This is a genomic window from Nocardia alba NBRC 108234 (assembly GCF_001612665.1).
Taxonomy (GTDB): Bacteria; Actinomycetota; Actinomycetes; order Mycobacteriales; family Mycobacteriaceae; genus Nocardia; species Nocardia alba.
In genome coordinates, this window is record NZ_BDAX01000002.1 from 474,776 (window position 1) to 499,411 (window position 24,636).

Annotated in this window: 25 protein-coding genes; 12 read left to right on the top strand and 13 right to left on the bottom strand. The window is 68.9% G+C overall.

Features of this window, described 5'->3' with window-relative positions; translation table 11 throughout:
- Positions 1-57 precede the first annotated feature (57 nt).
- The 8 genes from NA12_RS03915 to NA12_RS03950 form a co-directional block, all read right to left on the bottom strand.
- A complete protein-coding gene (locus NA12_RS03915; protein ID WP_067445997.1) occupies positions 58-561 on the bottom strand; it encodes a hypothetical protein in 504 nt (167 codons plus the stop codon).
- The gene (locus NA12_RS03920) at positions 555-1,205 is read right to left on the bottom strand and encodes a hypothetical protein (RefSeq protein ID WP_067445999.1); all 651 of its coding nucleotides are present in this window, start codon (positions 1,203-1,205) and stop codon (positions 555-557) included. The genes NA12_RS03915 and NA12_RS03920 overlap by 7 nt, the downstream gene beginning before the upstream one ends.
- Positions 1,198-1,821, bottom strand: coding sequence for a hypothetical protein (locus tag NA12_RS03925; protein WP_067446001.1), 624 nt, complete (start codon positions 1,819-1,821; stop codon positions 1,198-1,200). Before NA12_RS03925 ends, NA12_RS03920 begins: the two co-directional genes overlap by 8 nt.
- Positions 1,818-2,573, bottom strand: coding sequence for an ABC transporter ATP-binding protein (locus tag NA12_RS03930; RefSeq protein ID WP_067446004.1), 756 nt, complete (start codon positions 2,571-2,573; stop codon positions 1,818-1,820). Before NA12_RS03930 ends, NA12_RS03925 begins: the two co-directional genes overlap by 4 nt.
- On the bottom strand, positions 2,566-3,573 hold the full coding sequence (locus NA12_RS03935) for a FecCD family ABC transporter permease (RefSeq protein ID WP_243654896.1): 1,008 nt from the start codon (positions 3,571-3,573) through the stop codon (positions 2,566-2,568). Before NA12_RS03935 ends, NA12_RS03930 begins: the two co-directional genes overlap by 8 nt.
- A 55-nt stretch (positions 3,574-3,628) precedes the next feature.
- Positions 3,629-4,699: an ABC transporter substrate-binding protein gene (locus tag NA12_RS03940; RefSeq protein WP_165914804.1), complete on the bottom strand. Its 1,071-nt coding sequence runs from the start codon at positions 4,697-4,699 to the stop codon at positions 3,629-3,631.
- A gap of 312 nt (positions 4,700-5,011) precedes the next feature.
- Positions 5,012-5,707, bottom strand: coding sequence for a hypothetical protein (locus tag NA12_RS03945; RefSeq protein WP_067446009.1), 696 nt, complete (start codon positions 5,705-5,707; stop codon positions 5,012-5,014).
- A 140-nt stretch (positions 5,708-5,847) separates the two neighbouring features.
- The gene (locus tag NA12_RS03950) at positions 5,848-7,308 is read right to left on the bottom strand and encodes a dihydroorotase (protein ID WP_067447454.1); all 1,461 of its coding nucleotides are present in this window, start codon (positions 7,306-7,308) and stop codon (positions 5,848-5,850) included.
- A 139-nt stretch (positions 7,309-7,447) separates the two neighbouring features.
- On the opposite strand from NA12_RS03950, the gene NA12_RS03955 reads away from it, so the two are divergent.
- The 3 genes from NA12_RS03955 to NA12_RS03965 are packed head-to-tail and all read left to right on the top strand — an operon-like array spanning position 7,448 to position 10,865.
- Positions 7,448-8,635, top strand: coding sequence for a CaiB/BaiF CoA transferase family protein (locus NA12_RS03955; protein WP_067446011.1), 1,188 nt, complete (start codon positions 7,448-7,450; stop codon positions 8,633-8,635).
- Positions 8,632-9,450: a cyclase family protein gene (locus NA12_RS03960; RefSeq protein WP_067446013.1), complete on the top strand. Its 819-nt coding sequence runs from the start codon at positions 8,632-8,634 to the stop codon at positions 9,448-9,450. The genes NA12_RS03955 and NA12_RS03960 overlap by 4 nt, the downstream gene beginning before the upstream one ends.
- Positions 9,447-10,865, top strand: a complete 1,419-nt coding sequence (locus NA12_RS03965; protein WP_067446015.1) for an MmgE/PrpD family protein — start codon at positions 9,447-9,449, stop codon at positions 10,863-10,865. Before NA12_RS03960 ends, NA12_RS03965 begins: the two co-directional genes overlap by 4 nt.
- Positions 10,866-10,879: 14 nt before the next feature.
- On the opposite strand, the gene NA12_RS03970 is transcribed toward NA12_RS03965, so the two are convergent.
- The gene (locus tag NA12_RS03970) at positions 10,880-11,797 is read right to left on the bottom strand and encodes a hydroxymethylglutaryl-CoA lyase (RefSeq protein ID WP_067446017.1); all 918 of its coding nucleotides are present in this window, start codon (positions 11,795-11,797) and stop codon (positions 10,880-10,882) included.
- Between the two features lie 93 nt (positions 11,798-11,890).
- On the opposite strand from NA12_RS03970, the gene NA12_RS03975 reads away from it, so the two are divergent.
- Together NA12_RS03975 and NA12_RS03980 are read left to right on the top strand one after the other, a co-directional pair.
- A complete protein-coding gene (locus NA12_RS03975) occupies positions 11,891-13,105 on the top strand; it encodes a CaiB/BaiF CoA transferase family protein (protein ID WP_067446019.1) in 1,215 nt (404 codons plus the stop codon).
- A gap of 9 nt (positions 13,106-13,114) precedes the next feature.
- On the top strand, positions 13,115-13,732 hold the full coding sequence (locus NA12_RS03980; protein ID WP_067446022.1) for an isochorismatase family protein: 618 nt from the start codon (positions 13,115-13,117) through the stop codon (positions 13,730-13,732).
- A 9-nt stretch (positions 13,733-13,741) separates the two neighbouring features.
- Here NA12_RS03980 and NA12_RS03985 read toward each other — a convergent pair whose 3' ends face one another.
- Positions 13,742-14,485, bottom strand: coding sequence for a maleate cis-trans isomerase family protein (locus NA12_RS03985; RefSeq protein WP_067446024.1), 744 nt, complete (start codon positions 14,483-14,485; stop codon positions 13,742-13,744).
- Positions 14,482-15,051: a TetR family transcriptional regulator C-terminal domain-containing protein gene (locus NA12_RS03990; RefSeq protein WP_067446026.1), complete on the bottom strand. Its 570-nt coding sequence runs from the start codon at positions 15,049-15,051 to the stop codon at positions 14,482-14,484. Before NA12_RS03990 ends, NA12_RS03985 begins: the two co-directional genes overlap by 4 nt.
- A gap of 81 nt (positions 15,052-15,132) precedes the next feature.
- Here NA12_RS03990 and NA12_RS03995 point away from each other — a divergent pair, with 81 nt between their 5' ends.
- Entirely contained in the window at positions 15,133-16,026 is an 894-nt protein-coding gene (locus NA12_RS03995; protein WP_067446028.1) for a DUF4437 domain-containing protein, read from the top strand.
- A 45-nt stretch (positions 16,027-16,071) separates the two neighbouring features.
- On the opposite strand, the gene NA12_RS04000 is transcribed toward NA12_RS03995, so the two are convergent.
- Positions 16,072-16,953: an alpha/beta hydrolase family protein gene (locus NA12_RS04000; RefSeq protein ID WP_067446030.1), complete on the bottom strand. Its 882-nt coding sequence runs from the start codon at positions 16,951-16,953 to the stop codon at positions 16,072-16,074.
- 95 nt (positions 16,954-17,048) lie between these two features.
- Between NA12_RS04000 and NA12_RS04005 the strand changes: the two genes are divergently transcribed.
- Positions 17,049-17,756, top strand: a complete 708-nt coding sequence (locus NA12_RS04005; RefSeq protein WP_067446032.1) for a hypothetical protein — start codon at positions 17,049-17,051, stop codon at positions 17,754-17,756.
- 2 nt (positions 17,757-17,758) lie between these two features.
- Here NA12_RS04005 and NA12_RS04010 read toward each other — a convergent pair whose 3' ends face one another.
- Entirely contained in the window at positions 17,759-18,544 is a 786-nt protein-coding gene (locus NA12_RS04010; RefSeq protein WP_067446034.1) for an IclR family transcriptional regulator, read from the bottom strand.
- A gap of 177 nt (positions 18,545-18,721) precedes the next feature.
- On the opposite strand from NA12_RS04010, the gene NA12_RS34065 reads away from it, so the two are divergent.
- Genes NA12_RS34065 through NA12_RS04035 form a run of 5 tightly spaced genes read left to right on the top strand, consistent with a single transcriptional unit; the run spans position 18,722 to position 24,585 of the window.
- Entirely contained in the window at positions 18,722-19,207 is a 486-nt protein-coding gene (locus NA12_RS34065) for a flavin reductase family protein (RefSeq protein WP_165914806.1), read from the top strand.
- Positions 19,204-20,646 carry an acyl-CoA dehydrogenase family protein gene (locus tag NA12_RS04020; protein WP_243654898.1) on the top strand — a complete coding sequence of 481 codons (1,443 nt, stop codon included), beginning with the start codon at positions 19,204-19,206 and terminating at the stop codon, positions 20,644-20,646. The genes NA12_RS34065 and NA12_RS04020 overlap by 4 nt, the downstream gene beginning before the upstream one ends.
- Complete coding sequence (locus NA12_RS04025; protein ID WP_067446037.1) at positions 20,643-22,031, top strand: aldehyde dehydrogenase family protein; 1,389 nt, start codon at positions 20,643-20,645, stop codon at positions 22,029-22,031. The genes NA12_RS04020 and NA12_RS04025 overlap by 4 nt, the downstream gene beginning before the upstream one ends.
- On the top strand, positions 22,028-23,167 hold the full coding sequence (locus NA12_RS04030) for an FAD-dependent oxidoreductase (RefSeq protein WP_067446038.1): 1,140 nt from the start codon (positions 22,028-22,030) through the stop codon (positions 23,165-23,167). Before NA12_RS04025 ends, NA12_RS04030 begins: the two co-directional genes overlap by 4 nt.
- Positions 23,164-24,585: an aldehyde dehydrogenase family protein gene (locus NA12_RS04035; RefSeq protein ID WP_067446040.1), complete on the top strand. Its 1,422-nt coding sequence runs from the start codon at positions 23,164-23,166 to the stop codon at positions 24,583-24,585. The genes NA12_RS04030 and NA12_RS04035 overlap by 4 nt, the downstream gene beginning before the upstream one ends.
- Positions 24,586-24,636 lie beyond the last annotated feature (51 nt).

Sequence of the window (24,636 nt, forward strand, 5' to 3'; positions counted from 1 at the left end):
AAGGCTGGACCGACATGCCAACGTCCGGTCGCTCTGGTCAGTGGAGTGGCGTCCGACTCAGCGTGTCGGCGGGGGCACCTCTTCGTAGACCTCGCCGACCTCGCCGCTCAGCAGTCGGTCGGTCATCTCCTGTTTCAGCACGGTCAGTCGTTCGTCGTCGGCCGGAGCGCGGTCGTCGCGGGCTCCGAGTTCGATGAATTCGTCGGTGACGAATCCCGCGTCGCGCAACCGCACCAGCACGGTCCGGTCGTGGTAGCCGAATTCCCAGACGTAGCGGGCCAGGGTGGCGCCGCGGTCGGTCGCCGCGAGTTCGGGCGCGACGACGAAACGGCCGCCGGTGACCGCGCGCAACGCCATTTCGATCGCGTCTCGTCCGCCGGGGCCCGGGAACGCGGTGCGAACGGTGACGTCGCGGCGCTCCACCGGACCGAGCACCGCGACGGCGTGGCGCATCGCGCAGTACGCGTGCGCCACCCCGCCGGGGAAGTGTGGTCCGTGGTACTTCATCAGATCGGTGAACGAGATGTCGATCGGCGTACCCGATTCGAGGACTGTCAGCATGTCTTCCTCCGGTCGGCGGTGGCCCAGTACAACGCCGAATAGAGCAATTGCGTTGCACCGGGCATGAATCCGGACCCGTGGTGGTACACCGGGTCCATGGTGGTGACCAGGAGACGACCGGGGGTCGACTGCTCGTCGAGATAGAGGATCGAACCGTCGCGGGCACCGTCCTCGGTGTGCAGATCGACCAGGCTCACCGCGCCGGGCGGGGGCTCGAGCACACCGTGGTAGTGCCAGATCACGGCGCGATCGGCGAAGAAACCCCACACCGGATGGTCCGGCGCGCGAGTGCGGAGCCGGTGGTCCTCACCGGTGCGCCACCACCAGAACACGGTGGGACGGCTCTGTTGCCGGACACCGGGCACCCAGCCCTCCACGGCGTTCTCGCCGAAAATCAGGACGGTAGCGCCCCGGTCGAGGGCAGCGAGAATGCTTGTGGTCCAGTGCCGCAACAGATCCGGGCGGAGCCGGTCGGACACCACGATCACGTCGATGTCGGTGAGTTCCTCGGATTTCCCGGTGCGCACGTGGATCGGACGGAGCCGGTACGGCGCCAGTGCGGGATCGGCCAGGGTGGCCAGTTGCGCGTGACTGCCGCCGTGCAGCAAGGCGATCGAGCAGGCGGCGCGAACGAGGTCAGTCATCGCGGCCTTCCAGCCATCGGACGAGCTGGGGGCGCAATCGCCGCGTTCCGCGAGCGGCGGTGGCGAACTGCAGCAGATCGTTGCCGCCGTGTACCAGCACCCGGCCCGCGCCGAGCGGGTAGTCGTAGTCGATCGGGGCGTCGGTCGTGCCGAGTGTGTGCACCGATCGGGCGTCGGCGGGCAGGTCCGCGTACCAGCCACGCCCGTAGAAGCCGGCCACGCCGATGCGGGCCAGTTCGTCGAACGGCACAGGTCCTGGCGTGCCGGTGCTGTACAGGAAGGACTTCGGATCGGTGCCTGCCCACACGGGATGCTCGTTCACGCGCGTCAACGCGAGATCGCGCGGGTTACGGAAGTCGAGCTTTCGCCAAGTGCTCAGGCCGTCCAGGAAGCGGCGCTGCACATGCCCGTTCACGACCACGCGTCCGCCACGGGTGACGAAGGAATCCAAGAACGGTCGCTGGTGGAGCAGGTACTCCTGATCGACATCGCCGGTCAGATAGACGCCGGTGACCGAGTCGTCGCAGGCAGTCGGCAGGTCGTAGACATCGACTTCTCGCATCCCGTCGATCACCTGCCCGTCGCAGGGGGCCATGCGGGCGTTCAGCACCGTCACGAGATTCCCCTGCCGAAATCCGGAACGGTCAGTCGCCTTGTCGCACTCGGCGTTTCGACGTCGGCGGTGACAATAGGGACCCCGTACATCTCGGAAAGCAGTGCGCTGGTGAGTAACTCGCGGGTCGGGCCGATCCGCTGATCGTCGGCGCTCACCATCAGCATCGACTGTTCGGCCACGTGCAGTGCGTGGTCAGGGTGGTGGGTGGTCATCACGACCGCCAACCCCTCGTCGGCGAGCGCGCGGAGCACCGTCAGCACCTGGGCCTGGTTGCGGAGGTCGAGGGCGGCGGCGGGTTCGTCGAGCACGATGGTGTCGCAGTCGCAGACCAACGCCCGGGCGATCAGCACCAATTGACGCTCGCCGCCACTGAGTCCGGTGTAGTCACGGTCCGCGAGATGCGAAACGCCGACCCGGTGCAGCGCCTCCCGGGCGGCTTCGCGGTCGGCGGCGGTGGGCGTGCTGTAGATCTTCACCGTCCGCGCCCTGCCCATCAGCACGATGTCGAGCACCGAGAACGAGAACACCACCGAATGGCTCTGGGGGACATAGCCCACGCCGCCGGTCGTCGCGACGGAACCGGCCACCGGGCGCGTGATTCCGGCCAGACACTTGAGCATCGTGGTCTTGCCCCGTGCGTTCGGTCCGAGCACCGCGAAGACCTGACCCGCCGCGGCGCGCACGGAGACATCACGAAAGATCCACGGCCCCTTGGCCGAATACCGGAACGACAACGAGCTCGCCTCAAGCATCCGAACCCCACAGGCGAGTTCGGTTACGAATCAGCAGCGCCACGAAGAAAGGTGCGCCGATGATCGCGGTGAGGATGCCGATCGGGATCTCGGCGGTGCTGATCGTGCGCGAGAGGGTGTCGATCAGGGTGAGATAGATGGCTCCGAGCAACGCGCTGACCGGCAGCACCATCCGGTTGTCGGTACCGACCATCATGCGCACCAGGTGCGGGACGACCAGCCCCACCCAGCCGATCACCCCGGCCACCGACACCGATCCCGCGGTGATCATCGCGACACAGACCAGGAGAAGGTTGCGCAGCCGCCGCGGCGAGAGCCCCAGCGCGGTGGCGTCCTCGTCGCCCATGGCGAGAATATTCAGCCGCCAACGCAGCGCGAGCACCACCAGTCCCGCCGCGACGATCGGGATCGCCGCGGTCGCCACCTTGGTGTAGCTCGCCGTCGCCAGCGAACCCATGAGCCAGAAGACGATCGAGGGAAGTTCGCTGTAGGGGTCGGCGATATAGGTGATGAACGAGACCATCGCCGCGAACATCGCGCCGACCACAGTGCCGCCGAGGATGATCATCAACAGCGGTGCCCCCGGCACGGCCCGAGCGATCGCAACGACCAGCGCCAAGGCCGCCGAGCCGCCGAGAAACGCCCCGCCGACCAGGGCGGCGCCGCTGAATCCGGCGAGCAGGATCAGCACGCCACCGAAGGAGGCGCCCGATGACACGCCGAGGACCTGGGCACTGGCGAGCGGGTTGCGGAACACCGCCTGCATCACCGCTCCGGTGAGCGCGAGCCCCGCCCCCAACAGGATCGACAGCAGGACGCGGGGAAGCCGCACGTCGAGCACCACCGTGGCCTCCTGCGGGTACCAGGTCCGCTCGATCGGCAAGAACTGCCCCAACAGGATTCGAACGATCTCGTTCGGCGGGACGGCGTAGCGGCCGACGGCCAGTGCGCCGACCGCTACGACGATCAACAGCAGGAAAAACCCTGGAACGGCCAGCATTCGACGATCGAACCGCGCCCGCCGCGGCGCCGGATCCACCGGCGCCGCCATCTGATCAACGGAGGAACTGGTCATAACCGGCCGCGTCTTTGTTGAGGTCCAGGCGCAGCACCTGGTCGATCTCGTCGTCGGTGATCCGGTAGGCGAACAGATTGTCGAACCCGGCACGAATGTCTTCGCGCAGTTGCCCATTGCGCGTTCCCGGGTACAGGATCTGGTGCATCCACAGCCACATCAGCGGTGATTCCGCGCCCGGCACCTGCCATCGGTAGCCACCCAGCGGGGTCTTGTATACGCGCTTGTTCTGTACAGCGCTCACATTCGCCAGCCTCGGGTCGGCGTAGATGTCGGCGGGAGTGCTCTGGTCGAATCCGCTGAGCATGATGACCTCGGGGTTCCAGGCCAGGATCTGTTCGGGACCCACCTGTCCGGAGTCGGAGACGAAACCCTTGCTGACCAGATCCCCACCGACCAGGTCGAACTGGAATCCGTCATACCCCTTGGCGCTGGTGGTGCTGTAGGTGTCACCGGTGCGCGACAGGATCATCGCCCGCGGCCGTTGACCCTGCGTCGAGGCCACCCTGGCACGCATCTCGGCTTGCTCGGCGCGCTGCCAGTCGACCAGTTGCCGCCCACGTTCCGGCTTACCCGCGATCTGCGAGAACAGGGTGATCCACTGTTCGAGGTCGTCCTGGGTTCCGTATTTCAGTCCGACCACCGGGAAGCCCGCCGACTCGATCGGCGCGATCACGTCGTTTCCCCGATCACCCCACTGGACTACGACATCGGGATCGAGCTGCAGCAGTGTCTCCACATTCGGCACGAAATCGCTGCCGGCGACCACCGCGGAGTCGGCCGAGGCGGGGAACATGGTCGCGAACATGCCACCGCGATTGGCGACCAGCGTCGACTGGTTGAGGCCGACGATGCGGTCGTAGCTGCGATCCACCGCGGCGAAGATCGAGGGTGCGGGCATGACAGTGAACGCCACCTTGCCGGCGGGGCCATCCAGCGTGACGGCCCGGCCGCGCTGGTCGATGATCGTCAGCGCGCCCGCGCCGGCCGCGTTGTCGGCCTGCGCTTCTCGGCTCGAGCACCCAGCGGTCAGCGCCAGGGCTGCGATCATGCCGACAGCCATCCATCGTTGGGGCCGCAGGCTCTCGCGCCGCCGTGCACGCTGCGTATTCGCCATGCGCTGTACCGTCCTACTCTGAAACCATCAGCCAATAAGTTGCGTTAGCCTAACCTATGTTCGCGATTAGCTGGGAAGTTCCTCACAGCCCCTTCCGCCGCCGGTCAACCGCGTGACATGGCGCCGGACACCCGGGCGGCAGCGACCGATCCGGCGATCAGCTCGGCGGTAGTCAGGCCCCACTGTGGGCCGGTACTCGAATCGGGGCGCAGCTCAGCGATGTCGGGCCGATGCGGTGCGCGCCTATCAACTCGCCGTGGGCGGCGTCGGCGACGAGTTTCTCGAATCCGATGGTTCGCCCTGTGCTGGACCCTTGCCCGAGTCGGACGAATTGCGCCCCGACAGAACGAGTTCCGCTCCGACGAGCGCGGCGAGCATTATCGCCTCGCCGACATTGCCCAGTGGCGGGCACAGTGCCGCGGCGCCCGATGCCACGACCAACAGTGCGATGCCGAGCAACGGGAATCGCAGGCCGTCCGCGCGCCACAGGATCGTGCCGGCCGCGAGCAGCACCACGGTTACCACGAGCGCGGGGATCGGGACGGCGGGGGTCTCCCCCGCGTAGCGCAGGGTGTCGGCGAACCTGCGCGGCACCAGTCGCAGATGCGCGAGTTCGCCGATCAGGCCCCAGCCCACCAAGATCACGGTGAGGACCACGGCCGCACGGCGCCACCGCACGCTCGCCCCGACGCGGTCGACCGCCCACAGCACCAGCAGCGGGGTGAGCAGGGCGTGGCCGACGAACCGCCCGACACTCAGGCCGTGCAGGACCGTTCCCTCGCCGATCAGCGCGCCGAGACCGAAAACCGCCGAGTCATAGGCGATTCCGAGACCCACCACCCCGAGTAGCAGCACCCGTGGTGCGCGTGCGGTGCGTACCCACAGCAAGCCGACACACACCAGCTCGACCACCGCGACAACCACCATCGCGAGTGAAACCACGGCACTCCTCCAGATCCATCACCAGGTCACTGCCGCAGACGTCGGCAGGCTGCGGCTTCACGGTAGCCGAGGGCACTGTTGCCACGGCGGCCCCGAGCCGAGCTCGGGAGTATCGCCGGGTGATCGGTGCCCACCGTCGATCAGGCCGGGTCGCGCCGCAGGTAGCGACCACGGGGGTCGCCGACCACGCGGCCATCCGCAAAGACCGACCTGCCACGCAGGAATACCTCGGTAACCCGGGCCGACATCTCGAATCCCTCGAACGGCGTGTATTCCTGCGCTGATTCGGAATCGGCGGCGCGGACCGTCCAGCGCGCGTCGGGGTCGACCAGCACGATGTCGGCATCGAATCCGACGCCGAGCACGCCCTTTCCGGTCAGGCCATAGCGTCGCGCGGGATTCGCGGCGGTGAGTTCGGCGATCCGGGTGAGCGACAGTCCGCGCTTGCGCCCCTCACCGACCAGACCCGGCAGCAAGTACTCGGCGCCGCCGAAACCCGATTTCGCGGCGAAGACATCATCGGGGTCGGCGCCGAACTTCTGTTCGTCGCGACAGCACGCGTGGTCGCTGACCACCCAGTCGAGTTCGCCCGCCAGCAGGTGCCGCCACAGCGCCTCCACGTCCTCGCGTTCGCGCAGCGGCGGGTTCACCTTCCCACCGATGCCGTGCGCGATGTCGACATCGGCGAGCAGATGACCGATGGTCACCTCGCGCCGGAAATCCACCTCGGGAAAGGCGGTGGCCATGGTCAGGGCGGCCTCGACGGCCTTCGCCGAGGACAGATGCAGCAGATTGATTCCCGCCAGCCCGGTTTCGTGGGCGAGGTAGGCGGCCATCGTCACCGCCAGCCCTTCCGAATGCGCGGGCCGCGACGCGCTGTAGGCACGCAGGCCCGTCAACTCGCCCGCCCGCTCGACCAGCTCGGTGTAGGCGGCCATGATCTCGGCGGTCTCGCAGTGCAACGACAACGACAGGCCGGGGCCGAAACGCGCACGCGCGCGCTGGATCGCGCGCATGACGAATTCGAAGTGGGCCAGGTCGTAGCGCTCAGAGGGCGGGATCATCAGGAACTCGGCCTGGTCCGCCGAGCGACCGTGCAGACCGTGACCACCGTAGAACATGAAGATCTTGAACGAGGTGATCCCGAAATCGGTCACCAGCGAGGGGATTTCGGCGATGTGCTCGGCTGTCATCGGGGCCAGATGCAGTGCGTGGTCGACGAACGAGCGACCCGCCATGCGGTCGAGTACCTCGGGCACGAACTCGCGATAGGGGCCGCCCTTGTTCAGGTAGTAGCGCCCGGTGCGCATATAGGTGATCGACGTGGTCACCCCTCCCTGCGCGCACGCGCGGCTCTCGGTGTCGGTGTCGGCCGCGAGGTCCTGGTAGATGCCCCAGTGTTGGTGCGCGTCCACCACTCCGGGTAAGGCGAGCAGCCCCCGCGCGTCCACGACGCGATCGGCGCCTCCGCTCGACAACCCGGGACCGATCTCGGTGATCACCCCGCCCGCCACCGCGATATCCACCACGGGCGGCTCGTCGGCGTAGTCCCCCTGCCGCACCGCTCGGGCGTTCCTGATCAGCAGTTCGGTCGTCACCACAGCCCACTCCGGTTTCTCTCTGCGAAACATATGTTTCCGAAACTCGATCATCGCAGTACTATTCGCAGATGGTCAATGCCACGAGCCCGATTGAGTGTTTCGTATCGGGAAACTCCTCGTGGCGGTGAGGAGTCACGACATGGCCGGACCGCTCTCCGGAATCAAGGTGATCGAGGTGGCGACCCTGTTCGCCGGGCCGCTGGCAGGGACGCTGCTCGCCGACTTCGGCGCCGACGTGGTCAAGATCGAACATCCGGTCGGCGATCCCGTCCGCGGCCACGGCCCCCAACGCGACGGGGTCGGCCTGTGGTGGAAGATGCTGGGCCGCAACAAGAAGTCGGCCACGCTGTATCTGGGATCACCGCAGGGTCAGGAGATCTTCCGACGGATGGTGGCCGACGCCGATGTGGTCGTGGAGAACTTCCGCCCCGGCACACTGGAACGGTGGGGACTCGGCTACGCCGAACTCAGCGCCATCAATCCGGGACTGATCCTGACCAGGGTCACCGGCTTCGGCCAGATCGGGCCGTACGCGCACCGGCCCGGCTTCGGCACGCTGGCCGAGGCGATGAGCGGTTTCGCCGCGATCACCGGCGAGCCCGACGGCCCGCCGACGCTGCCTCCGTTCGGGTTGGCCGATGGAATCACCGGCCTGGCAACCGCTTTCGCCATCATGACCGCACTGCGAGCCCGTGCGAACGACGGGCTCGGCCAGCAGATCGACATGGCCATCATCGAGCCGATCCTGACCCTGCTCGGCCCGCAGCTCATCGCCTACGACCAACTCGGCCAGCTCGCGACCCGCACCGGCAACCGGTCGACCAACAACGCGCCACGCAATACCTACCGGACCGCCGACGGCGGCTGGGTGGCGGTGTCGACGAGCGCGCAATCGGTCGCCGAACGGGTCCTGCGCCTGGTCGGCAGGCCCGAGTTCCTCGACGAGCCGTGGTTCGCGACCGGGACCGGCCGCGCCGCGCACGCCGATGAGCTCGACGAGGCCGTCGGCGGCTGGATCGCCCGCCACGACACCGCGGCGGTGCTGGCCGCCTTCGACGCCGCCGAGGCGGCCGTCGCACCGGTCTACACCGCCGCCGACATCCTCGACGACCCACATTTCCGTGCTCTCGGCACCATCGCCGAGGTCCCCGACGACGAATTGGGACTTCTCCGCATGCAGAACATTCTCTTCCGCCTCTCCGCGACGCCCGGCGCCATCCGCTGGGCCGGGCCCCCGCTGGGCGCGCACACCGCCGAGGTACTCGAGTCCTACGGTGTCGATGCCGCCCAGCTGACCCGCTTGCGCGAGTCGGGGGTGGTGCGGTGACCCCGCGAGATCCGCTGGTGGAGTTGGTGCGAGGCGGTGTGCGCCTGATCGAACTCGGCCAGCCCTTCTTCACCGGGATGCCGTGCTCGCCCAACCATCCCGGCTTCCGGATGACCCTGGCCCGCCGTCACGGTGACATGGTTCGCGCCGACGGCGGATCGGCGGCGGCCGAGATCATCGTGACCGGCGGACACGTCGGTACCCATATCGACGCGTTGAGCCACGTCAGCCAGGACGGCCTGCTGCACGGCGGCATCGATGCCGCGCGGGCCCAGCGCGGCGGCGGTTTCAGCAGCCACGGTGCCGAGCAGCTGCCCGGATTCCTGTGCCGCGGTGTCCTTCTCGATATCGCGGCACTGCACGGCACCGACATCCTGCCCGGCGGCTACGAGATCACCGACACCGATCTCGCCGCCGCCGCGGACCGGGCGGGGATCACCGTCGAGCCCGGCGACGCGGTGCTGCTGCGCACCGGCTGGGCCCGCCGATTCGACGACGCGGCGACCTATCTGGGCGCCGCGTCCGGTGTTCCCGGCGCCGGCGTGGCCGCCGCCCGCTGGCTCGCCGAACGCGGGATCCGCGCGACCGGTGCCGACACCACCGCCTACGAGCGCTTGGCGCCGGGCGCGGGCCACAGCCTGCTACCGGTGCATCGAATACTGCTGGTGGAGTCGGGAATTCCGATTCTCGAGCATCTGGCCCTGGAGGAGATCGCCCGCCAAGCACTGCCCGAATTCGTGTTCGTCCTCGCGCCGCTGCGGATCGTCGGCGGCACCGGATCGCCGGTACGCCCACTGGCGGCGGTGACCGGATGACCGAGCTCACCATCGCCCAGCGACTGGCCCAGTTCGCCCATCTCGCCCGCGCGCACGGCGTCGCGGCACCACTACGCGCCGACGCCGCCCGCCGGGTGCTCGACGTGATCGGCAACAGTCTCGCCGCGCTCGACACTCCGGCCGCCGCCGCGGTCCGCGCACTGGTCGGCGAGTGGGCGGGCAGTCCCCAGTCGACCACGTTCGGGCACCAGGGCCGGATACCAGCGGCCAACGCGGCCCTCTGGAACGGAACCCTGGCCCACGCACTCGATTTCGACGACACACAATTGCCCTCGGTGCTGCATCCTTCCGCCTCGGTGGTCCCGGCCGCGCTGGCCGCCGCCGAGGCGAACGGGGCGGACGGCGCGGCACTGCTGGACGCGGTGGCGGTCGGCGTGGAGATCACCGCCCGGCTCGGACTCGCGGGATACGATGCCGCGCTCGGCAATTCGATCTTCTTCGAGCGCGGACTGCACGCCACCGCGATCTGCGGCACCATCGGCGGTGCCGTGGCGGCGGCGATGCTGTCGGGGCTCGACGCGGCGGGCACCACCCACACCATCGGCATCGCCGCGAGCATGGGGTCCGGGTTGCTCGAGGCCAACCGCACCGGCGGTACCGTGAAGCGGGTGCACTGCGGCTGGGCCGCGCACGCCGCGGTCACCGCGGCCACACTCGCCCGGCACGGGCTCACCGGGCCGCCGAGCGTCATCGAAGGCAGATTCGGTCTCCTGCAAGCTTTCTGCGGTGACCAGGCAGATCCCGCCGTGATCTGCGCGGACCTCGGCGAACGGTGGGAACTGCCCGGGATCTTCTTCAAGCCCTACCCGTGCAACCACTTCACCCACGCCGGGATCGACGCCGCACTGCGACTGCGCGGGCGCGGGATCACCGCGGACCGGATCGAACGTCTCGTCCTCGGCGCGCCGACTCCGGTCCTGCGGACCATCGGCGAGCCGACGGCAGCCAAGCAGCGCCCCGAATCCGGTTATCACGCAGCGTTTTCCGGCCCCTACACGGTGGCGGCGGCACTGTTGGGCGGTGGCGGTCTCGGGGTGTTCCACGAGGACTTCACCGACGCCGCCGCCGGCGATCCGGATCGGCTCGCGCTCGCCGCGAAGGTGACCTGTGTGCCGGACGCGCGCTGCGACGCCATCTTCCCGCACCAGTTCCCCGCGGTACTCACCGCCGAACTCGTCGACGGCACCACCGTCACCGAGCGGATCGAGGTCAATCGCGGCGGGCCCGGCAACCCGTTGACACCGCGGGAACTGGCGACGAAGTTCGCGCTCAACACCGCGGGCGTACTCGACGCGGCCGGCGCCGAGCGGGTCGCCGATATCGTGTTCGGGCTGGCCGATATCAGCGATCTCGGTATCCTGCTGCGCCTGCTCGACGGTAGCGACCGTCACTGAGGCGCGGCAGCGACCTACGTGGGTGAGGGAAAGGGCCCGGCCCGCCCCAGCAGAGCGGGCACGGGGCGGCCGAGTACCGAACCGAGCCACTGTCCCGTCTCGGCCACCTCGATCGGCTCGATCCCGGTCCGTATTCCCATCCGGTGCAGCAGATACAGCAGATCCTCGGTGGCGATATTGCCGGTCGCGTTCGGCGCGAACGGGCAACCGCCGACCCCACCGGTACTGGCATCGAGGACCGAGGCGCCCGCGTCGAGCGCGGCGACCGCGTTGGCGTAGCCGGTGTTCCGGGTGTTGTGGAAATGGCACCGCAGGTCGGCGTGGGGAGCCGCGGCTCGGGCGCCGGTGACGAGAGTGCGCACACGGTCCGGTGTTCCGACACCGATCGTGTCGGCCAGTGCGATCTCCTCCGGTCCGGCCTCGGCGACCCGATGCACCAGTTCGAGCACGGTCGCGGGGGCCACCTCGCCCTCGAAAGGGCAGCCGAACGCCGCCGCGATGGTGACGGTGCGCCGGATGCCCGACTCCGCCGCGCGCCGGGCCAGCGCGTGCCAGCGCTCGATGCCCACCTCGGTGGTGCACCCCTGATTCCGATCGCTGAGGGTATCGGTGGCCACCACCACGACATTGATCTCGTCGAGGCCCGCGGCCAGCGCACGGTCCAGACCTCGATCGTTGAAGACCAGTCCCGCGTAGGAAACCCCGGACACGCGCGGCACGTCCGCCATCACCGCCTCGGCATCGGCCATCTGCGGCACCCGGCCCGGGTGTACGAAGCTGACCGCTTCGATCCGGCGGATTCCGGCCGCGACCGAGCGCTCGATCAGGCGCACCTTGTCGTCGGTGATGACGATCTCGGCCTCGTTCTGCAATCCGTCGCGCGGGGCGACCTCGAGCACAGTGACGTCCACCGGTCCTCCTGAATGCCACATCTTGCCAGCGCGTTTCGCTGGTGGATACAGTGTATCCACCAGCGTACCCGCCGGGACGCGCACAGATCCACCCCACACGATCGGGAGCCGCGCATGTCAGCCGAACCGACCCCCGCGCCGGGCCCACTGCAGGGCCTGCGTGTCATCGAAATGGGCCAGCTGCTGGCGGGCCCGTTCTGCGGTCAACTGCTGGGCGATTTCGGGGCCGAAGTGATCAAACTGGAAGCACCCGGGTCCGGAGATCCCATGCGACAGTGGGGTCGCGAGCAGGCCGACGGAGCATCGCTGTGGTGGCCGGTGGTCGCCCGCAACAAGAAATCGGTCACCTGCAACCTGCGCGACCCGCAGGGCCAACGCCTGGCCCGCGACCTGATCGCCGGAGCCGACATCGTGATCGAGAACTTCCGGCCGGGCACCATGGAACGCTGGGGCCTGGGCTATGACCAGCTGCGCGAGACGAACCCGGGCCTGATCATGGTTCGGGTCACCGGCTACGGGCAGACCGGGCCGTACGCGCCGCGTGCCGGGTACGGGTCCATCGGCGAGGCGATGGGCGGAATCCGTTACACCACCGGCGATCCCGCGCACCCGCCGGCGCGGACCGGCATCTCGATCGGCGATTCGCTGGCCGCGGTATTCGCCACGATCGGCACCCTGGCCGCGCTGCACCATCGCGACCGGACCGGCCATGGCCAGCTCGTCGACGCGGCCATCTACGAGGCGGTGCTGGCGATGATGGAATCGGTGCTGCCGGAGTGGGAGGTCACCGGCTACCAGCGCGAACGCACCGGTTCGGTGCTGCCCAATGTCGCGCCGAGCAATATCTACCCCACCGCGGGCGGCGAGATGGTTCTCATCGCCGCCAATCAGGACACCGTCTTCGCCCGGCTGACCGAACTCATGGGCAGGCCCGAATTGTCTACCGACGCACGGTATGTCAACCACGTGGCGCGCGGCGCGCGGATGGACGAACTCGACGACCTCATCGCGGACTGGACCTCGGGACTCGAGGCCGATGTGCTGCTCGAACGGCTGCACACGGGGGGTGTGCCCGCAGGCCGGATCTACACCGCGCGGGACATGTTCGCCGACCCGCACTTCGCGGCACGTGAGGCCATCGTCCGAGTCGCCCACCCGGTGCTGGGCGAGTTGCCCATGCAGAATGTCGCGCCCAAGCTCAGCGCGACGCCCGGTTCGATCCGCCACGCCGGACCGGCGCTCGGACAACACAATCAAGAAATCTACGGCGAGTTGCTCGGCTTGGACGCCGACAAGATCGCCGAACTCGTCCGCGCCGGAATCGCCTGAGGACACCCGATGAGAGATCTCCACGATGATGCCCGCGGCGCGGGCTACGGCAGACCACTGGGTGCCGGTCAGCGGCCCGCGGTGCTGGTGATCGACATCTGCGCCGCCTACCTCGACGACGCCTCACCGCTGCGCGCCCCGGTGGAAGACGCGGTGCGCGCGACGATCACGGTGGTCGACCACGCCAGGGCGAACGGACATCCCGTGCTGTTCACCAGGGTCACCTACCGGCCGGGCACCTCCGAGGGCGGTCTGTTCCGCCGGAAGGTGCCCTCCCTCGCGGTCTTCGAGCAGGGCAATCCACTCGCCGACTTCCTGCCCGAACCCGCGCCACAGCCCGGGGAAACCGTGGTGTCCAAGCAGTATCCGAGCGCGTTCCACGGCACCGCGCTCGCCGCCAATCTCACCGCCGACGGCATCGACACCCTGATCATCACCGGGCTCACCACCAGCGGATGTGTCCGGGCCACCGCCACCGACGCCATGCAGCACGGGTTCCGGCCGATGGTGGTCGGGCAAGCGTGCGGCGACCGTGACCCGCGACTGCACGAAGCCAATCTGTTCGACCTGGACTCCAAATACGCCGACGTGATCTCGCTCGACGCCGCGCTGCGCCTACTGCCGTGAGCGGTGGGCTCAGTGCTCACGCAACAGCGTGCCCGCCCCGTCGATCCGGTCGTCGAAACCGTGCTCGCGCAGGGCATGCCACAGCGTCGCGGCGTTGATCGCCAGTACCGGTTTGCCGAGTTCGGCCTCCAGTTCGTCGGCCAGCCCGACGAAGGACAGGTTGGTTCCCACCTGGACAACGGCGTCCACGTCGGGTCGGTCCAGCTCGGCGACGACGGTGCGCAGCCGGTCGGGGTCGACCCGGGCGATGTCCATCGCCGTCGGGCAGCGCAGCCCGGTCACCTCGGCGACATCGAACCCGGCCTCGGTGAAGAAGCGACCGACCTCCACATCGGCGACCGGCTGATACGGCGAGAACACCACGATGCGCCGACACCCGAGTTCGCGCAGCGCCGCTCGGCACGAACTCGCGCCGGTGGTGACGGGTAGCCCGGTCCGTTCGCGCAGCCTGCGCTCGAAATTCGCATTGCCCTCGATCCCGCCCCAGAACGTTTCGGCGGACATGCCCATGACCATGCGGTCCGGTTCGGCGGTCAGCACATCGCGCACCGCGGTGTCGATCGAGGCACGGATCTGGCCGAGCAGGTCGCGGAAGTCGTCGTCATCGCCCATCACCGGGTTCGGGATGTACATCGAACCGGCACGAAAACTGATGCCGGGCAGTGCTGCCCGCCAATAGTCGTGTTCGACGACGGTATTCGTGCTCGGCACGATCACCCCGAAAACCGCACGGGCACCGACGATATTGGTCATCTCACATTCCTCGCACTATCGATTCGATTCAGGACATCAGCGGCGGCGCGGTGCGCCCGATCCCGGTCGACCGCGCGATCGAGCAGCATGCTGTCGACGAGTAGCGGCGCGACGATTTCGGTTGCCGCCGACTCCGCCACCTCCGGCGACGCCAGCCCGTCGAGCACGGTGCGAAACGGTCGCGTCAGATCGAGCACATACCGCCTGCGCAGCTCGACACACGTGGGATCACTCGCCGAGGCCGTGACCAGAGCGCTCAGGAACTCGGCAACCGGCTTGTCGCGCAAGCGATCACAGAGCAGGTCCACCTCGGCGTGCAGGTCCGTCACCGGGTCACCCGACGGCGGCGCCGGCTCGAGCGGGGCCACCGCGATCAGCGCGGCCAGGAAGTCGCGCGGCGCGGGCCAGTGACGGTACACCGTGGAGCGGGCGACACCGGTGACCGCGTGTAGCCGCTGCGGCGTCAACGCGAGCGCGCCCTCGGCGAGCAGGAGCTCGAGCGCGGCGGTGAGCACCACGGCTTCGGTATCGGCGGCGGGCCCCGCGGGCCGTCCAGGTCGGGTCACAGAATTTACGATACATCTTGTCGTGGAAATATATAACCACTACAGTTTGTAGCGTAATTCTCACTCCCGCGAGGAGGACCCATGCGTCCACATGTAGAACTCATCGACGACCGCGACCTGATCACCCATCCGTCCGAATTCCCGCACGCCACCGGCACCGCCGAACAGCGTCACCTCAGCTACGACGAGGAGGACGGATCCGCCTCTCTCAAAGTCACTTTCACCAGCGACTGGTCGCGACCGGCCGGCGTGCACGTGGCCGAGACCGAATGGTTCGTGCTGTCCGGCCGGGTCGATATCGGCGACGCCACCCTCGGCCCGTCCGGATTCTGGATGGCGCCCACCGGGGTACTGACCCCCGCGATCACCGTGACCGCGGGCACCGAGATCCTGCTGTTCCGCGAACGCGGAGACTGGCATTTCGAACCGGCCGACGCCGACCGCGACTTCGTCCGACCCGACCAGAAGCTGGTGGTGCTCGACGGTGCCGCGATGCCGTGGATCGACGTGAAGGACGGCAGCCCGATGCGTTTCGATCTGGGCGGCACGCCCGTGCCCGGCCTGTACATCAAACTGCTGCACCGTGACGAGAAGACCGGCTTCTACACGCGCCTGATCAAAGCCAAGCCCGGCTGGCGTGAGGAACCACTGGCCCACCATCCGTGTTCGGAGGAGGCCTACTGTCTCGACGGCGGATTCGACTACAACTTCGGCAAGATGTGGCCCGGCACCTACTTCTGGCGGCCGCCCTTCATCCGCCACGGCGACTTCACCGCCGACGCCGAACAGGGCTGCACCTGGTTGGTCCGCTCCGACGCCGATCTGGTCGACTGGTACACCGACAACGCGAAAGTCGTGATGACCGGCGACGCCACCAACTGGGGCGACGATTATCCGAACACGTTGCCGCCCAGATTCATTCAGCCGGTGCGGTCCCGGACCATCGGCGCCTGGGACGATCCCACGCACCAGTGACGAGCGGTACCCGCGTAGCGGCGTCGCCACGCGGGTACCCACCGGTCAGCGCACGCGCACTTCGACCGCGGGGTCGGACACCGTCAGTGTGTGCGCGACCTCGGCATCGCCGAGTTGGGCCAGGAACCAGCACGCGATCCAGTGCGCCACTGTGGCCACGGTCCGCTCGCGGGGTACGGTCTGCGCCCGTGGGTCCGGGGTCGCGCCCGCTGGGTTGTCGATGTCGGTGATCCCGAAGTGGTTGGCGCCCAGCACCGTCACGAACATCGCCGAGGGCGCGCCGGTCAGCTTGTCGTAGCTGGCCAGCGCTTCATCGGGCTCACTGATGCCGTCGGCACTGCCGTTGACGTACATCACCGGAATACCGGCGACCGCGACCTGGTCGATGATCGGGCCGATGGTGGTGTTGAGCCCGAACCCGGCGACGGCGACGAGTTCGGCCGGATGCGGCAGCGGCGGACCGAAGCAGAACGGAATCTGACATCGGTCGGCGGCCGCGTAGAGCGCGGTCGCCGCCCCGTAGGAGTGCCCGGCGACGACCAGGCGGCCGGGATCGAGGATCGATGCGAGCGCGGAATCGCCGCGCGTGACCGTTTCCCTGGCCCAGCCGAGCGTCGCGCCGAGCGCGTGCTCACTGGGCAACCGGTAGCCGGGGAGGATGTAGTGGTCGGGCACCACCACCACGAACCCGAATCGCGCTACCGCGGTGGCGAATTCGCTGTAGTTGGCGCGATCGACGTTGGCGCCGGGCAGGAACAGGGCGACCGGGAGACGCCGGTCGCGATGGACCGGATACCAGATGCTGGCGTCGTCGCCGGCGATCGTGGCCGCTTCGGTCCGGACACCGTCGTCCGCGTCGGCCGCGGCGGTAGCGGCCGGAGACCAGAGCAAGAGCAGGGACAGGGCGGTTGTCAGCACGGTGCGCATGACACCCCGTTTCGATTGTGGAAACAGTGTTTCGATGTGAGACTGAGCGAAGTCTATACTCCGAAACAGCGTTTCGCAGAAGGGAACGATTGTTCATGGGCGCACATCCGCACGGCTGGTGGATCCTGCTCCACCTGCTGCTGTTCGTGTTCTGGCTGGGCGGGGACCTCGGCGTCTTCTATTCCAGCCGGTTCGTCATCGACCCGGCGCGCCCGCCCGCGGCACGCGCCGCCGCGCTCGGCATCATGAGCGGACTGGATCTGGCACCGAAGATCTGCCTGGTGTTGTTCCTGCCCAGCGGGATCACCCTGATGGCGCTGGAACCACACGGCGCGCGCGCCTTCGGCATCGACCTGTTTCCCTGGTGGTCGGTCGCACTCGTGTGGGTGATCGCGGCGATCTGGCTGGCGCTCACGATCCACGCCCACCGCACCCACGGCCGGGTCCGCGCGACCTATCTCGGCGACCTGGTCCTGCGCGTCACCGTGCTGGTCGGGATGGCCGCTGCCGGGATCTACACCCTGATCGTGGCCGAGCCATTCGGCGTCACCACCGATCCGAAGTGGCTCGGCGCCAAGATCTCGCTCTACAGCCTGGCCGTCGCGGCCGGGCTCGGCATTCGAATGACCTTGCGCCCGTTCGGTTCCGCTTTCGCGGCACTACAGACCGAGGGCTCCACCCCGGCCATCGAACACATCATCAAACGTAGCGTCGACGGCTGTCTGCCCTATGTGTGGACGATCTGGGGCAGCGTGCTCGCCGCCGCCGCGCTCGGCGTCTTCAAGCCGGGGGCGGACCTGTGAACTCAGCCGCTGTAGCCGAGTTGCGCCGACACCGCGTTCGCCGCCTTCTGTAGCAGCGGCACGCAGTCGAGCATGTGCGGCTCGAACCGGGGCAGCGGACCACAGGCACTGATCGCGGCCACTACCCCGCCGTCGTGGTCGAGCACCGGCGCGGCCACCGAGGCCGCGCCGATCTGCCGCTCGCCACGCGAGATGGCAAAGCCCCGCTTGCGGATCTCGGCGAGTTCGGCGCGCAACGTGCGCGGGGTGGTGATGGTCGCGTCGGTGAACGGAGTGAGCTCATGCCGGTCGAGGTACTCGTCGATCTCCTCGGCGCGCAGGAACGCCAGGATCGCCTTGGACGAGCTGCCCGCATGCAACGGATACGGCACCCCCAGCGCGACTTCCATCCGAAGTTCCTGGTCGGGCACCACCTGGTCGACATACATGCGCGTATCGCCACGCCGGATCGACAGCGTCGCGGTCTCGCCCGCCACCGCGGCCAGCCGTCGCAGTTCGGGCGCCGCTATCACCCGCAGGTCGGTGCGCGCGAGGTAGGCGCGCCCGAGCGCGATGGCGGCATGCCCGAGCGCGTAACGCCGGGTGACCGGCTCCACGGTGATCAGCTCGCGATTGCGCAGCGCGGTGAGAATCCGGTGCACCGCGGCTTTGGTGAGACCGAGCTCGTTGGCGATCTCGGTGACGCCCAGATCCGGCCGACCGGTCCGGCCGAACAACAGCAGAACGTCCATGGCACGTTCGACGGCGGCGATGGAGCGGCTCTGGCTCTCGGTCTCTACGTCCGACACCCTCCCAGCTTAGGCCACAAGATTTCCCGATGGGAAACGCCGTGCCGTGCGCCGGGAGTCGACACGCCGTTATCAACGACCCACCGCGCCGCAGCACCATGCTCAGCGGTTGCCGCAAGCACCGCAGTTCGTTACCCTGTGCGTAACAGCGTTTCCCCTATCGAAACGGAGGTCGCTGTGGGACTCCCTGATCTGCGCACGGCGCTCGCCCAGTGGGCAACCGGGGTCGTCGTCGTCACCACCGTCCGCGAAGACGGCACCCGCCACGGCATGACCGCGAGCTCCTTCACCAGTGTGGCCCTGGATCCACCGCTCGTCTCGGTGTGCCTGGCCTCGGCGGGCACAACCTGCCGGTCGGTCCGACGCAGCGGGACCTTCGCGGTCAATGTGCTCGCCTACGACCAACGCGATATCGGCGGGCGCTTCGCGGGCATGAATAGCTCTGCCGAAGACCGCTTCGCCCTGGGCAATTGGCTCACCACAGGAAACGGGGCGACAGTCCTCGACGACGCGGTGGCCTGGCTGGACTGCGCGGTGACCGGATACCACCTGGCTGGTGATCACACCATCGTGCTCGGCCGGGTCCGCGCCGCGGCGACACCACGGGCCGCTGCCCCACTCATCTACCACGACCGCACCTACTACGAGGGGATTGCCCGATGATCGGCGAACGGCTCGTCGAAGACATGACCGAGGCGGAACGCGAACGCGCCCGCCGGGTCGACGCGATACTGCCCGCACTCCGCGCGGCGGCCGCGACGGCCGACCACACCGCCACCTTCCCGGCGGGTCATGTCGAGCTCCTGCGCGAGGCCGGACTACTCGGCCTGGTAGTCCCGGTGGAATACGGTGGCCTCGGCGGCACCCTGCGCGATCTGGCCGCGGCCACCTTCGCCATGGGTACCGCGTGCCCGTCCACCGCACTGGCCTACTTCTTCCACAACACCAGCGCCTCGCGGGGACTGCTCCCCCTCGAGGCGATCGAGGCGGGGCTGTTCACCACCGACGAGATACCGGTGGTGCGCGCCTTCGCGGAGAAGGTGCTCACCCGGATGGGCACGGGCACCTGGCTGGCCAATTTCGCCTCCGAATCGGTGAAGACGGCCGCGGCCAACATCACCATCGCCACCACCGCGACCGAGGTCGAGGGCGGCTGGATCCTGCAGGGCGAGAAGTCTTTCGGCTGCGCGACCGGGGTAGCCGACTACTACCTCACCTCCGCGAAACTGGCGGGCTACGACACCGCCGAGGGCTTGGCCACCTTCTTCGTCCCACGCGGCGCGCCCGGCGTCAGCACCCGTGCGCCGTGGGACGGACTCGGCATGCGGGCCACCGCAAACAACGGGATCCGGCTCGATCAGGTGTTCATCCCGCACGACGAGGCACTCACCGTGCCCGGCGCGTTCACCAGGATGCTCACGGTGAGTCGCGGCAGCTTCGTGGGCAATCAGCTCGCCATCGCCGCGGTCTATACCGGGTGCGCCCAGCAGGTCTACGACGACACGCTCGCGGTGACCACCCGCAAGACCTTCGCCGACACCGGCGCTCCCATCGCCTCGTCCCCGGTGCACCAGGTCATCATCGGTGAGATGACCAGGCAATTGGAGACCGCATACCTGTGGCTGCGCTATCAGCTCGCGATCGAAACCAGTGACCCGCCGGTCAAACCGAAGCCGGAGGTCTTCACGCAGTGGCGGCTCGGTAAGGGCGCGGTCACCGAGGCGTGCTTCCAGGTGGCCCTCGGTGCGCTCAAAGCCGGTGGGACCTCGGCAGCGTCGATGAGCGGTAGCGCGGGTCGGGCACTGCGCGATCTGGCGATGGGTCTGGTGATGACCTTTCCCGCCGAACGTGGGGTGCTCGAAGTCGCGCGAATCCGGACCGACGCCGAGGCCAACCAGCTCTTCGCCACTGCGCCCACGGATTCCGCGCCCGTCGCCGGCGCGGCCGTCGCCGACGCGCCTGCCGGCACCGGGCAGGTCGGCTACGCGCCTACTGACGCTGCGCTTGCCGCCACGGGGTCCTCCGCCCCGGCGTCCTCGAACACGGCATCGTCAGGTACGGCGTCCTCAGACACGGCCCCTGCCACGGGAGGCGTCCGATGACCGCCGCGCTGCCGCCGATCACCGATCTGGTGGATGGCGACTGGGGCACACCGTCGGTGGATCTCGGTGTGGCACTGGAGGATCCGGCTACCGGTGCAGAGGTTGCCCGCGCGGTGGCCACGTCATCCGAGCGCATCGACCGGGCACTGGCGGTGGCGGATGCCGCCCGGGGCACCGTCGATGCCGATCTGCTCGACACGATCGCGAACGCGTTGGAGCCGCGGCTCTCCCATATCGCCGAACTCGACGCGCGCGCCACCGGTGTGCCGATCGGGCAAACCGCGCTGCTCGGCGTGATCGTCGCCGGGTCGTTCCGGCTGGCGGCCGCGCAACTGCGCGCCGGCGCGCTGCGCGAGGATCGCGATGCCGTCCAGGTCCATCGGCTGCCGCTCGGTCCGGCGCTGTGCCTCGTGCCGTGGAACGCACCGGCGCCGATGGCCGCGCACAAAGTGGCGAACGCGCTGGCGGCGGGCTGTCCGGTGATTCTCAAGGTGAGCGAGTTGGCACCCTACAGCGCTGTTCCGTTCGCGCAGGTCCTCGCCGAGCATGTCCCGGACGGCATGTTCCAGCTCGTGCAGGGCGGCGCCGACGCCGGCGCGCAACTGGCCGCCGACCCCCGGATCAAGGCCGTTTCGTTCACCGGCGGACTGGCGGGTGGGCGATCGATCGCCGCCGCGTCGGCTCCCCTGCTGCGCCCGGCCCAGCTCGAACTCGGCGGCAACAATCCCCTGGTGGTGTTGCCCGACGCCGACACCGCCACCGCGGCCCGCATCGCGGCCGAGCTGCTCACCACCCTCAACGGCCAGTGGTGTCGCGCGCTGGGCAGGCTGATCCTGCCCGCCGCGCGCGCCGACGAGATCCGTACGGCGATCGGAGAACAGTTGCGCGCCTTGCGCATCGGTGATCCGCTCGATCCGGCAACCGAGTTCGGCCCGCTCGTGCACTCGCGACATCGCGACGCCGTGCGGGCGGCGATCGCCCGGCGCGGCCACACCAGCTACGGCACCGTGCCCGAGACGGGCAACTACCTCGCCCCGACACTGCTCGACGGCGACCTGACCGAGGAAGTGTTCGGCCCGGTCGCGGGGGTGGTCACCTACGAGACCGTCGACGAGGCGATCGCGCTGTCCAACGCACTGCCCTACGGCCTGGAGGGCTACGTCTGTGGTGTCGACGAAGGCGCGGCGCTGGCCGTGGCGCAGCAGATCAGAGCGGGCGAGGTGAAAGTCAACGGGTCTTCGATCATGAGCCTGGACCTGATGACACCGCGACCCGCCTGGGGTTGGTCCGGTCTGGGCGAGGAGGGAACCGCCGAAACGCTGCGGTTCTTCACCGGCGCCCGGGTCGTCGGCGTAGAGGGCCGCTTCGCCCTCCATCGGTCATGACCGTCGCGGTGGTCGGTGCGGGACCGGTCGGATTGACCGCCGCGCTGATCCTGGCCCGACGCGGCGTCGAGGTCGTCGTCCTGGAACAGGGCGCGGCGCTGGCCACCGAATCGCGCGCGTCCACGTTCCATCCGCCCACCCTCGAGATGCTCGACACCCTCGGGGTGCTGGAACCGTTGCTGGACAGAGGGATCATCGCGCCGACCTTCCAGTACCGCGAGCGCGGTGGCGGCGCGATCGCCACCCTCGATCTCGGACTGCTCGCCGGCGACACCCCGTACCCGTTCCGCGTGCAGTGCGAGCAGAGCACCCTCACCCCGCTCCTGCTGGACGCGCTGCCTGCCTCGGCACAGGTCCGCTTCGGCCACCACGCCCTGGATGTGACCGTCGACAAGGGCGGCGCCACCGTGCACACCACCCGTGGCGATGTGCGCGGTGACTGGGTGATCGGCGCCGACGGCGCGCATTCGGCGATCCGGCGCGGCCTGAACGCGAGCTTCGACGGCACCACCTACCTGGAACGGTTCCTGGTGGCCTCGGTCGACGAGGACCTCACCGCCGCGCTGCCCGGCATCGCACCGGTGAACTATGTCTTCGACGCCGACGAGTGGCTCGTGCTGCTGCGCACCCCGCAGCACTGGCGGGTCCTGCTGCCCACCGCGCCCGCCACCCCGGACCAGGAGGAGTTCGGGCGCCTGCCGGACCGGTTGACCGCCGTGGCCGACCTGGGCCGCCCGTGGCGGCTGCGCCACGCCTCCCTCTACCGCGTCCATCAGCGCGTCACCGACCGGTTCCGGATCGGGCGGGCACTACTCATGGGCGACGCCGCGCATGTGAACAACCCGCTCGGCGGCCTCGGCATGAACAGCGGCATCCACGACGCCGTGCAACTTGGGACCGCGCTGGCCGATGTTCTCGACGGCTGCCCCGACGCGGTGCTCGACACTGTCGCGCGCAGGCGGCGCACGGTGGCCGTCGAGCACGTCCAACGGGCCAGCCACACCAACTGGGAACTGTTGCGCGGCAACGACGGCGCGTTCCGCGAGCACCTGCGCGCCCTCGTCGCCGATCCGGCGGCCGCACGCGCGTACCTGCGCCGATCGTGTCTGCTCGATTCCCTCGAACCGCGACCATGATCGGGGCACAGCTCGTTCGGGAGAACCCGGCCCGGCCCGCCGAACGCGTCGGCGCCGTCCCGGTCACGCCGGTCGATCAGGTGGACGCGACCGTGCGCGCCGCCCACCGCGACTTCCTCGATCGCGCCGCCGTCACCATGGCGCGACGGCTCGTCGAACTCGCCGACGCCGCCGACCGGCTCGACCTACGCCGAGCCGAGCTCGCGGCGCTACTCGCGCGCGAGACCGGCAAGCCGGTCACCGACTGCCATGGTGAGATCGCCTTCGCCGCGACGTATCTGCGCTGGGTGTGCGCGAACGCGCAGCGAGTCCTGACACCCACGCTGCTCGACGACGAGTTGGGCAGGCTGAGTTGCGCGCAGGCACCCTACGGGGTGATCGTCGCGATCACCCCGTGGAATGCCCCGATCATCCTGGCCGTGCTCAAGCTCGGTCCCGCGCTGGCCGCGGGAAACACCGTGGTGCTCAAGCCCTCTCCGCTGGCACCGCTGACCGTCACCGAGGTGGCCGCGATGCTGCCCGGTGTTCGGGTGGTCCACGGCGGCGCCGAGCTGGTCACCGCGCTGGTGTCACATCCGCTCGTCGGCAAAGTCACCTTCACCGGCGGCGGGCAGGCAGGCCGCAGCATCGCCGCGACCGCGGGCGGTGCCCTCACCCCGGTCGTGCTCGAACTGGGTGGCAACGATCCGGCGGTATTCCTCGACGACTTCGCTTTGACGGCAGACGATTACGAGCGACTGGTGCTCGCCTCGTTCGCCACCGCGGGACAGGTGTGCATGGCCGCCAAACGGCTGTACGTGCCTGCCGGACGACTCGACGAGTTCGTCGAGTCCTACCGGGCCGCGGCCCAGCGGATCCTGCTGGTCGGCGATCCGATGATCGACGAGGTCACGATGGGACCGGTGGTCACCCGCGCGGCGGCCACCCGAATGTCGGAGCTGCTCGCCGATGCCCGGCACCGCGGCGGCAGCGTGCTCCGCCTCGCCGACGCGCCGACCGGTGACGGCTATTTCGTGGAACCAGCGCTCGTGCTGGGACTGCCCGACGACGCGAACCTGGTGTGCCAGGAGCAGTTCGGGCCGCTGGTGCCCGTGCTGGGCTACTCGACCGAAGACGACGCGCTCGCCAGAGCCAACGACTCCGAACTCGGCCTCGGCGCGTCGGTGTGGTCGGCCGACGAGGACCGCGCCTTCGCCTTCGCCGCCCGGATCGAGGCGGGCTTCACCTTCGTCAACACCCACAACCGCACTGGAATGTCGCTGCGGGCTCCCTTCGGCGGCACCAAACGCAGCGGTTCCGGGCGTGAGTACGCCGAGGAGGGACTCCGGGAATACGCGCAGCCCACCGTGATCCACGCCCCGGCCGCTTTCCGGGCGGGTGGTCCGGGACTGTCGGCCCGCGCGTATCCGACGAACTGACAGTCGCCGCTGAGCCGCGCCCCTGACTCGGCGGAAACCCGACTCCAGATG

What these genes read in the sequence shown, in the direction of transcription:
- NA12_RS04030 (WP_067446038.1), top strand. Translation starts at nt 22,028, where the DNA reads ATGACCGTCGCGGTGGTCGGTGCGGGACCGGTCGGATTGACCGCCGCG.
- NA12_RS03940 (WP_165914804.1), bottom strand. Translation starts at nt 4,699, where the DNA reads ATGATCGCAGCCCTGGCGCTGACCGCTGGGTGCTCGAGCCGAGAAGCG.
- NA12_RS03920 (WP_067445999.1), bottom strand. Translation starts at nt 1,205, where the DNA reads ATGACTGACCTCGTTCGCGCCGCCTGCTCGATCGCCTTGCTGCACGGC.
- NA12_RS03965 (WP_067446015.1), top strand. Translation starts at nt 9,447, where the DNA reads ATGACCGAGCTCACCATCGCCCAGCGACTGGCCCAGTTCGCCCATCTC.
- NA12_RS04000 (WP_067446030.1), bottom strand. Translation starts at nt 16,953, where the DNA reads ATGCGCACCGTGCTGACAACCGCCCTGTCCCTGCTCTTGCTCTGGTCT.
- NA12_RS03970 (WP_067446017.1), bottom strand. Translation starts at nt 11,797, where the DNA reads ATGTGGCATTCAGGAGGACCGGTGGACGTCACTGTGCTCGAGGTCGCC.
- NA12_RS03955 (WP_067446011.1), top strand. Translation starts at nt 7,448, where the DNA reads ATGGCCGGACCGCTCTCCGGAATCAAGGTGATCGAGGTGGCGACCCTG.
- NA12_RS03935 (WP_243654896.1), bottom strand. Translation starts at nt 3,573, where the DNA reads ATGCTGGCCGTTCCAGGGTTTTTCCTGCTGTTGATCGTCGTAGCGGTC.
- NA12_RS03915 (WP_067445997.1), bottom strand. Translation starts at nt 561, where the DNA reads ATGCTGACAGTCCTCGAATCGGGTACGCCGATCGACATCTCGTTCACC.
- NA12_RS03985 (WP_067446024.1), bottom strand. Translation starts at nt 14,485, where the DNA reads ATGACCAATATCGTCGGTGCCCGTGCGGTTTTCGGGGTGATCGTGCCG.
- NA12_RS03995 (WP_067446028.1), top strand. Translation starts at nt 15,133, where the DNA reads ATGCGTCCACATGTAGAACTCATCGACGACCGCGACCTGATCACCCAT.
- NA12_RS03975 (WP_067446019.1), top strand. Translation starts at nt 11,891, where the DNA reads ATGTCAGCCGAACCGACCCCCGCGCCGGGCCCACTGCAGGGCCTGCGT.
- NA12_RS04035 (WP_067446040.1), top strand. Translation starts at nt 23,164, where the DNA reads ATGATCGGGGCACAGCTCGTTCGGGAGAACCCGGCCCGGCCCGCCGAA.
- NA12_RS03980 (WP_067446022.1), top strand. Translation starts at nt 13,115, where the DNA reads ATGAGAGATCTCCACGATGATGCCCGCGGCGCGGGCTACGGCAGACCA.
- NA12_RS03930 (WP_067446004.1), bottom strand. Translation starts at nt 2,573, where the DNA reads ATGCTTGAGGCGAGCTCGTTGTCGTTCCGGTATTCGGCCAAGGGGCCG.
- NA12_RS04025 (WP_067446037.1), top strand. Translation starts at nt 20,643, where the DNA reads ATGACCGCCGCGCTGCCGCCGATCACCGATCTGGTGGATGGCGACTGG.
- NA12_RS04020 (WP_243654898.1), top strand. Translation starts at nt 19,204, where the DNA reads ATGATCGGCGAACGGCTCGTCGAAGACATGACCGAGGCGGAACGCGAA.
- NA12_RS04005 (WP_067446032.1), top strand. Translation starts at nt 17,049, where the DNA reads ATGGGCGCACATCCGCACGGCTGGTGGATCCTGCTCCACCTGCTGCTG.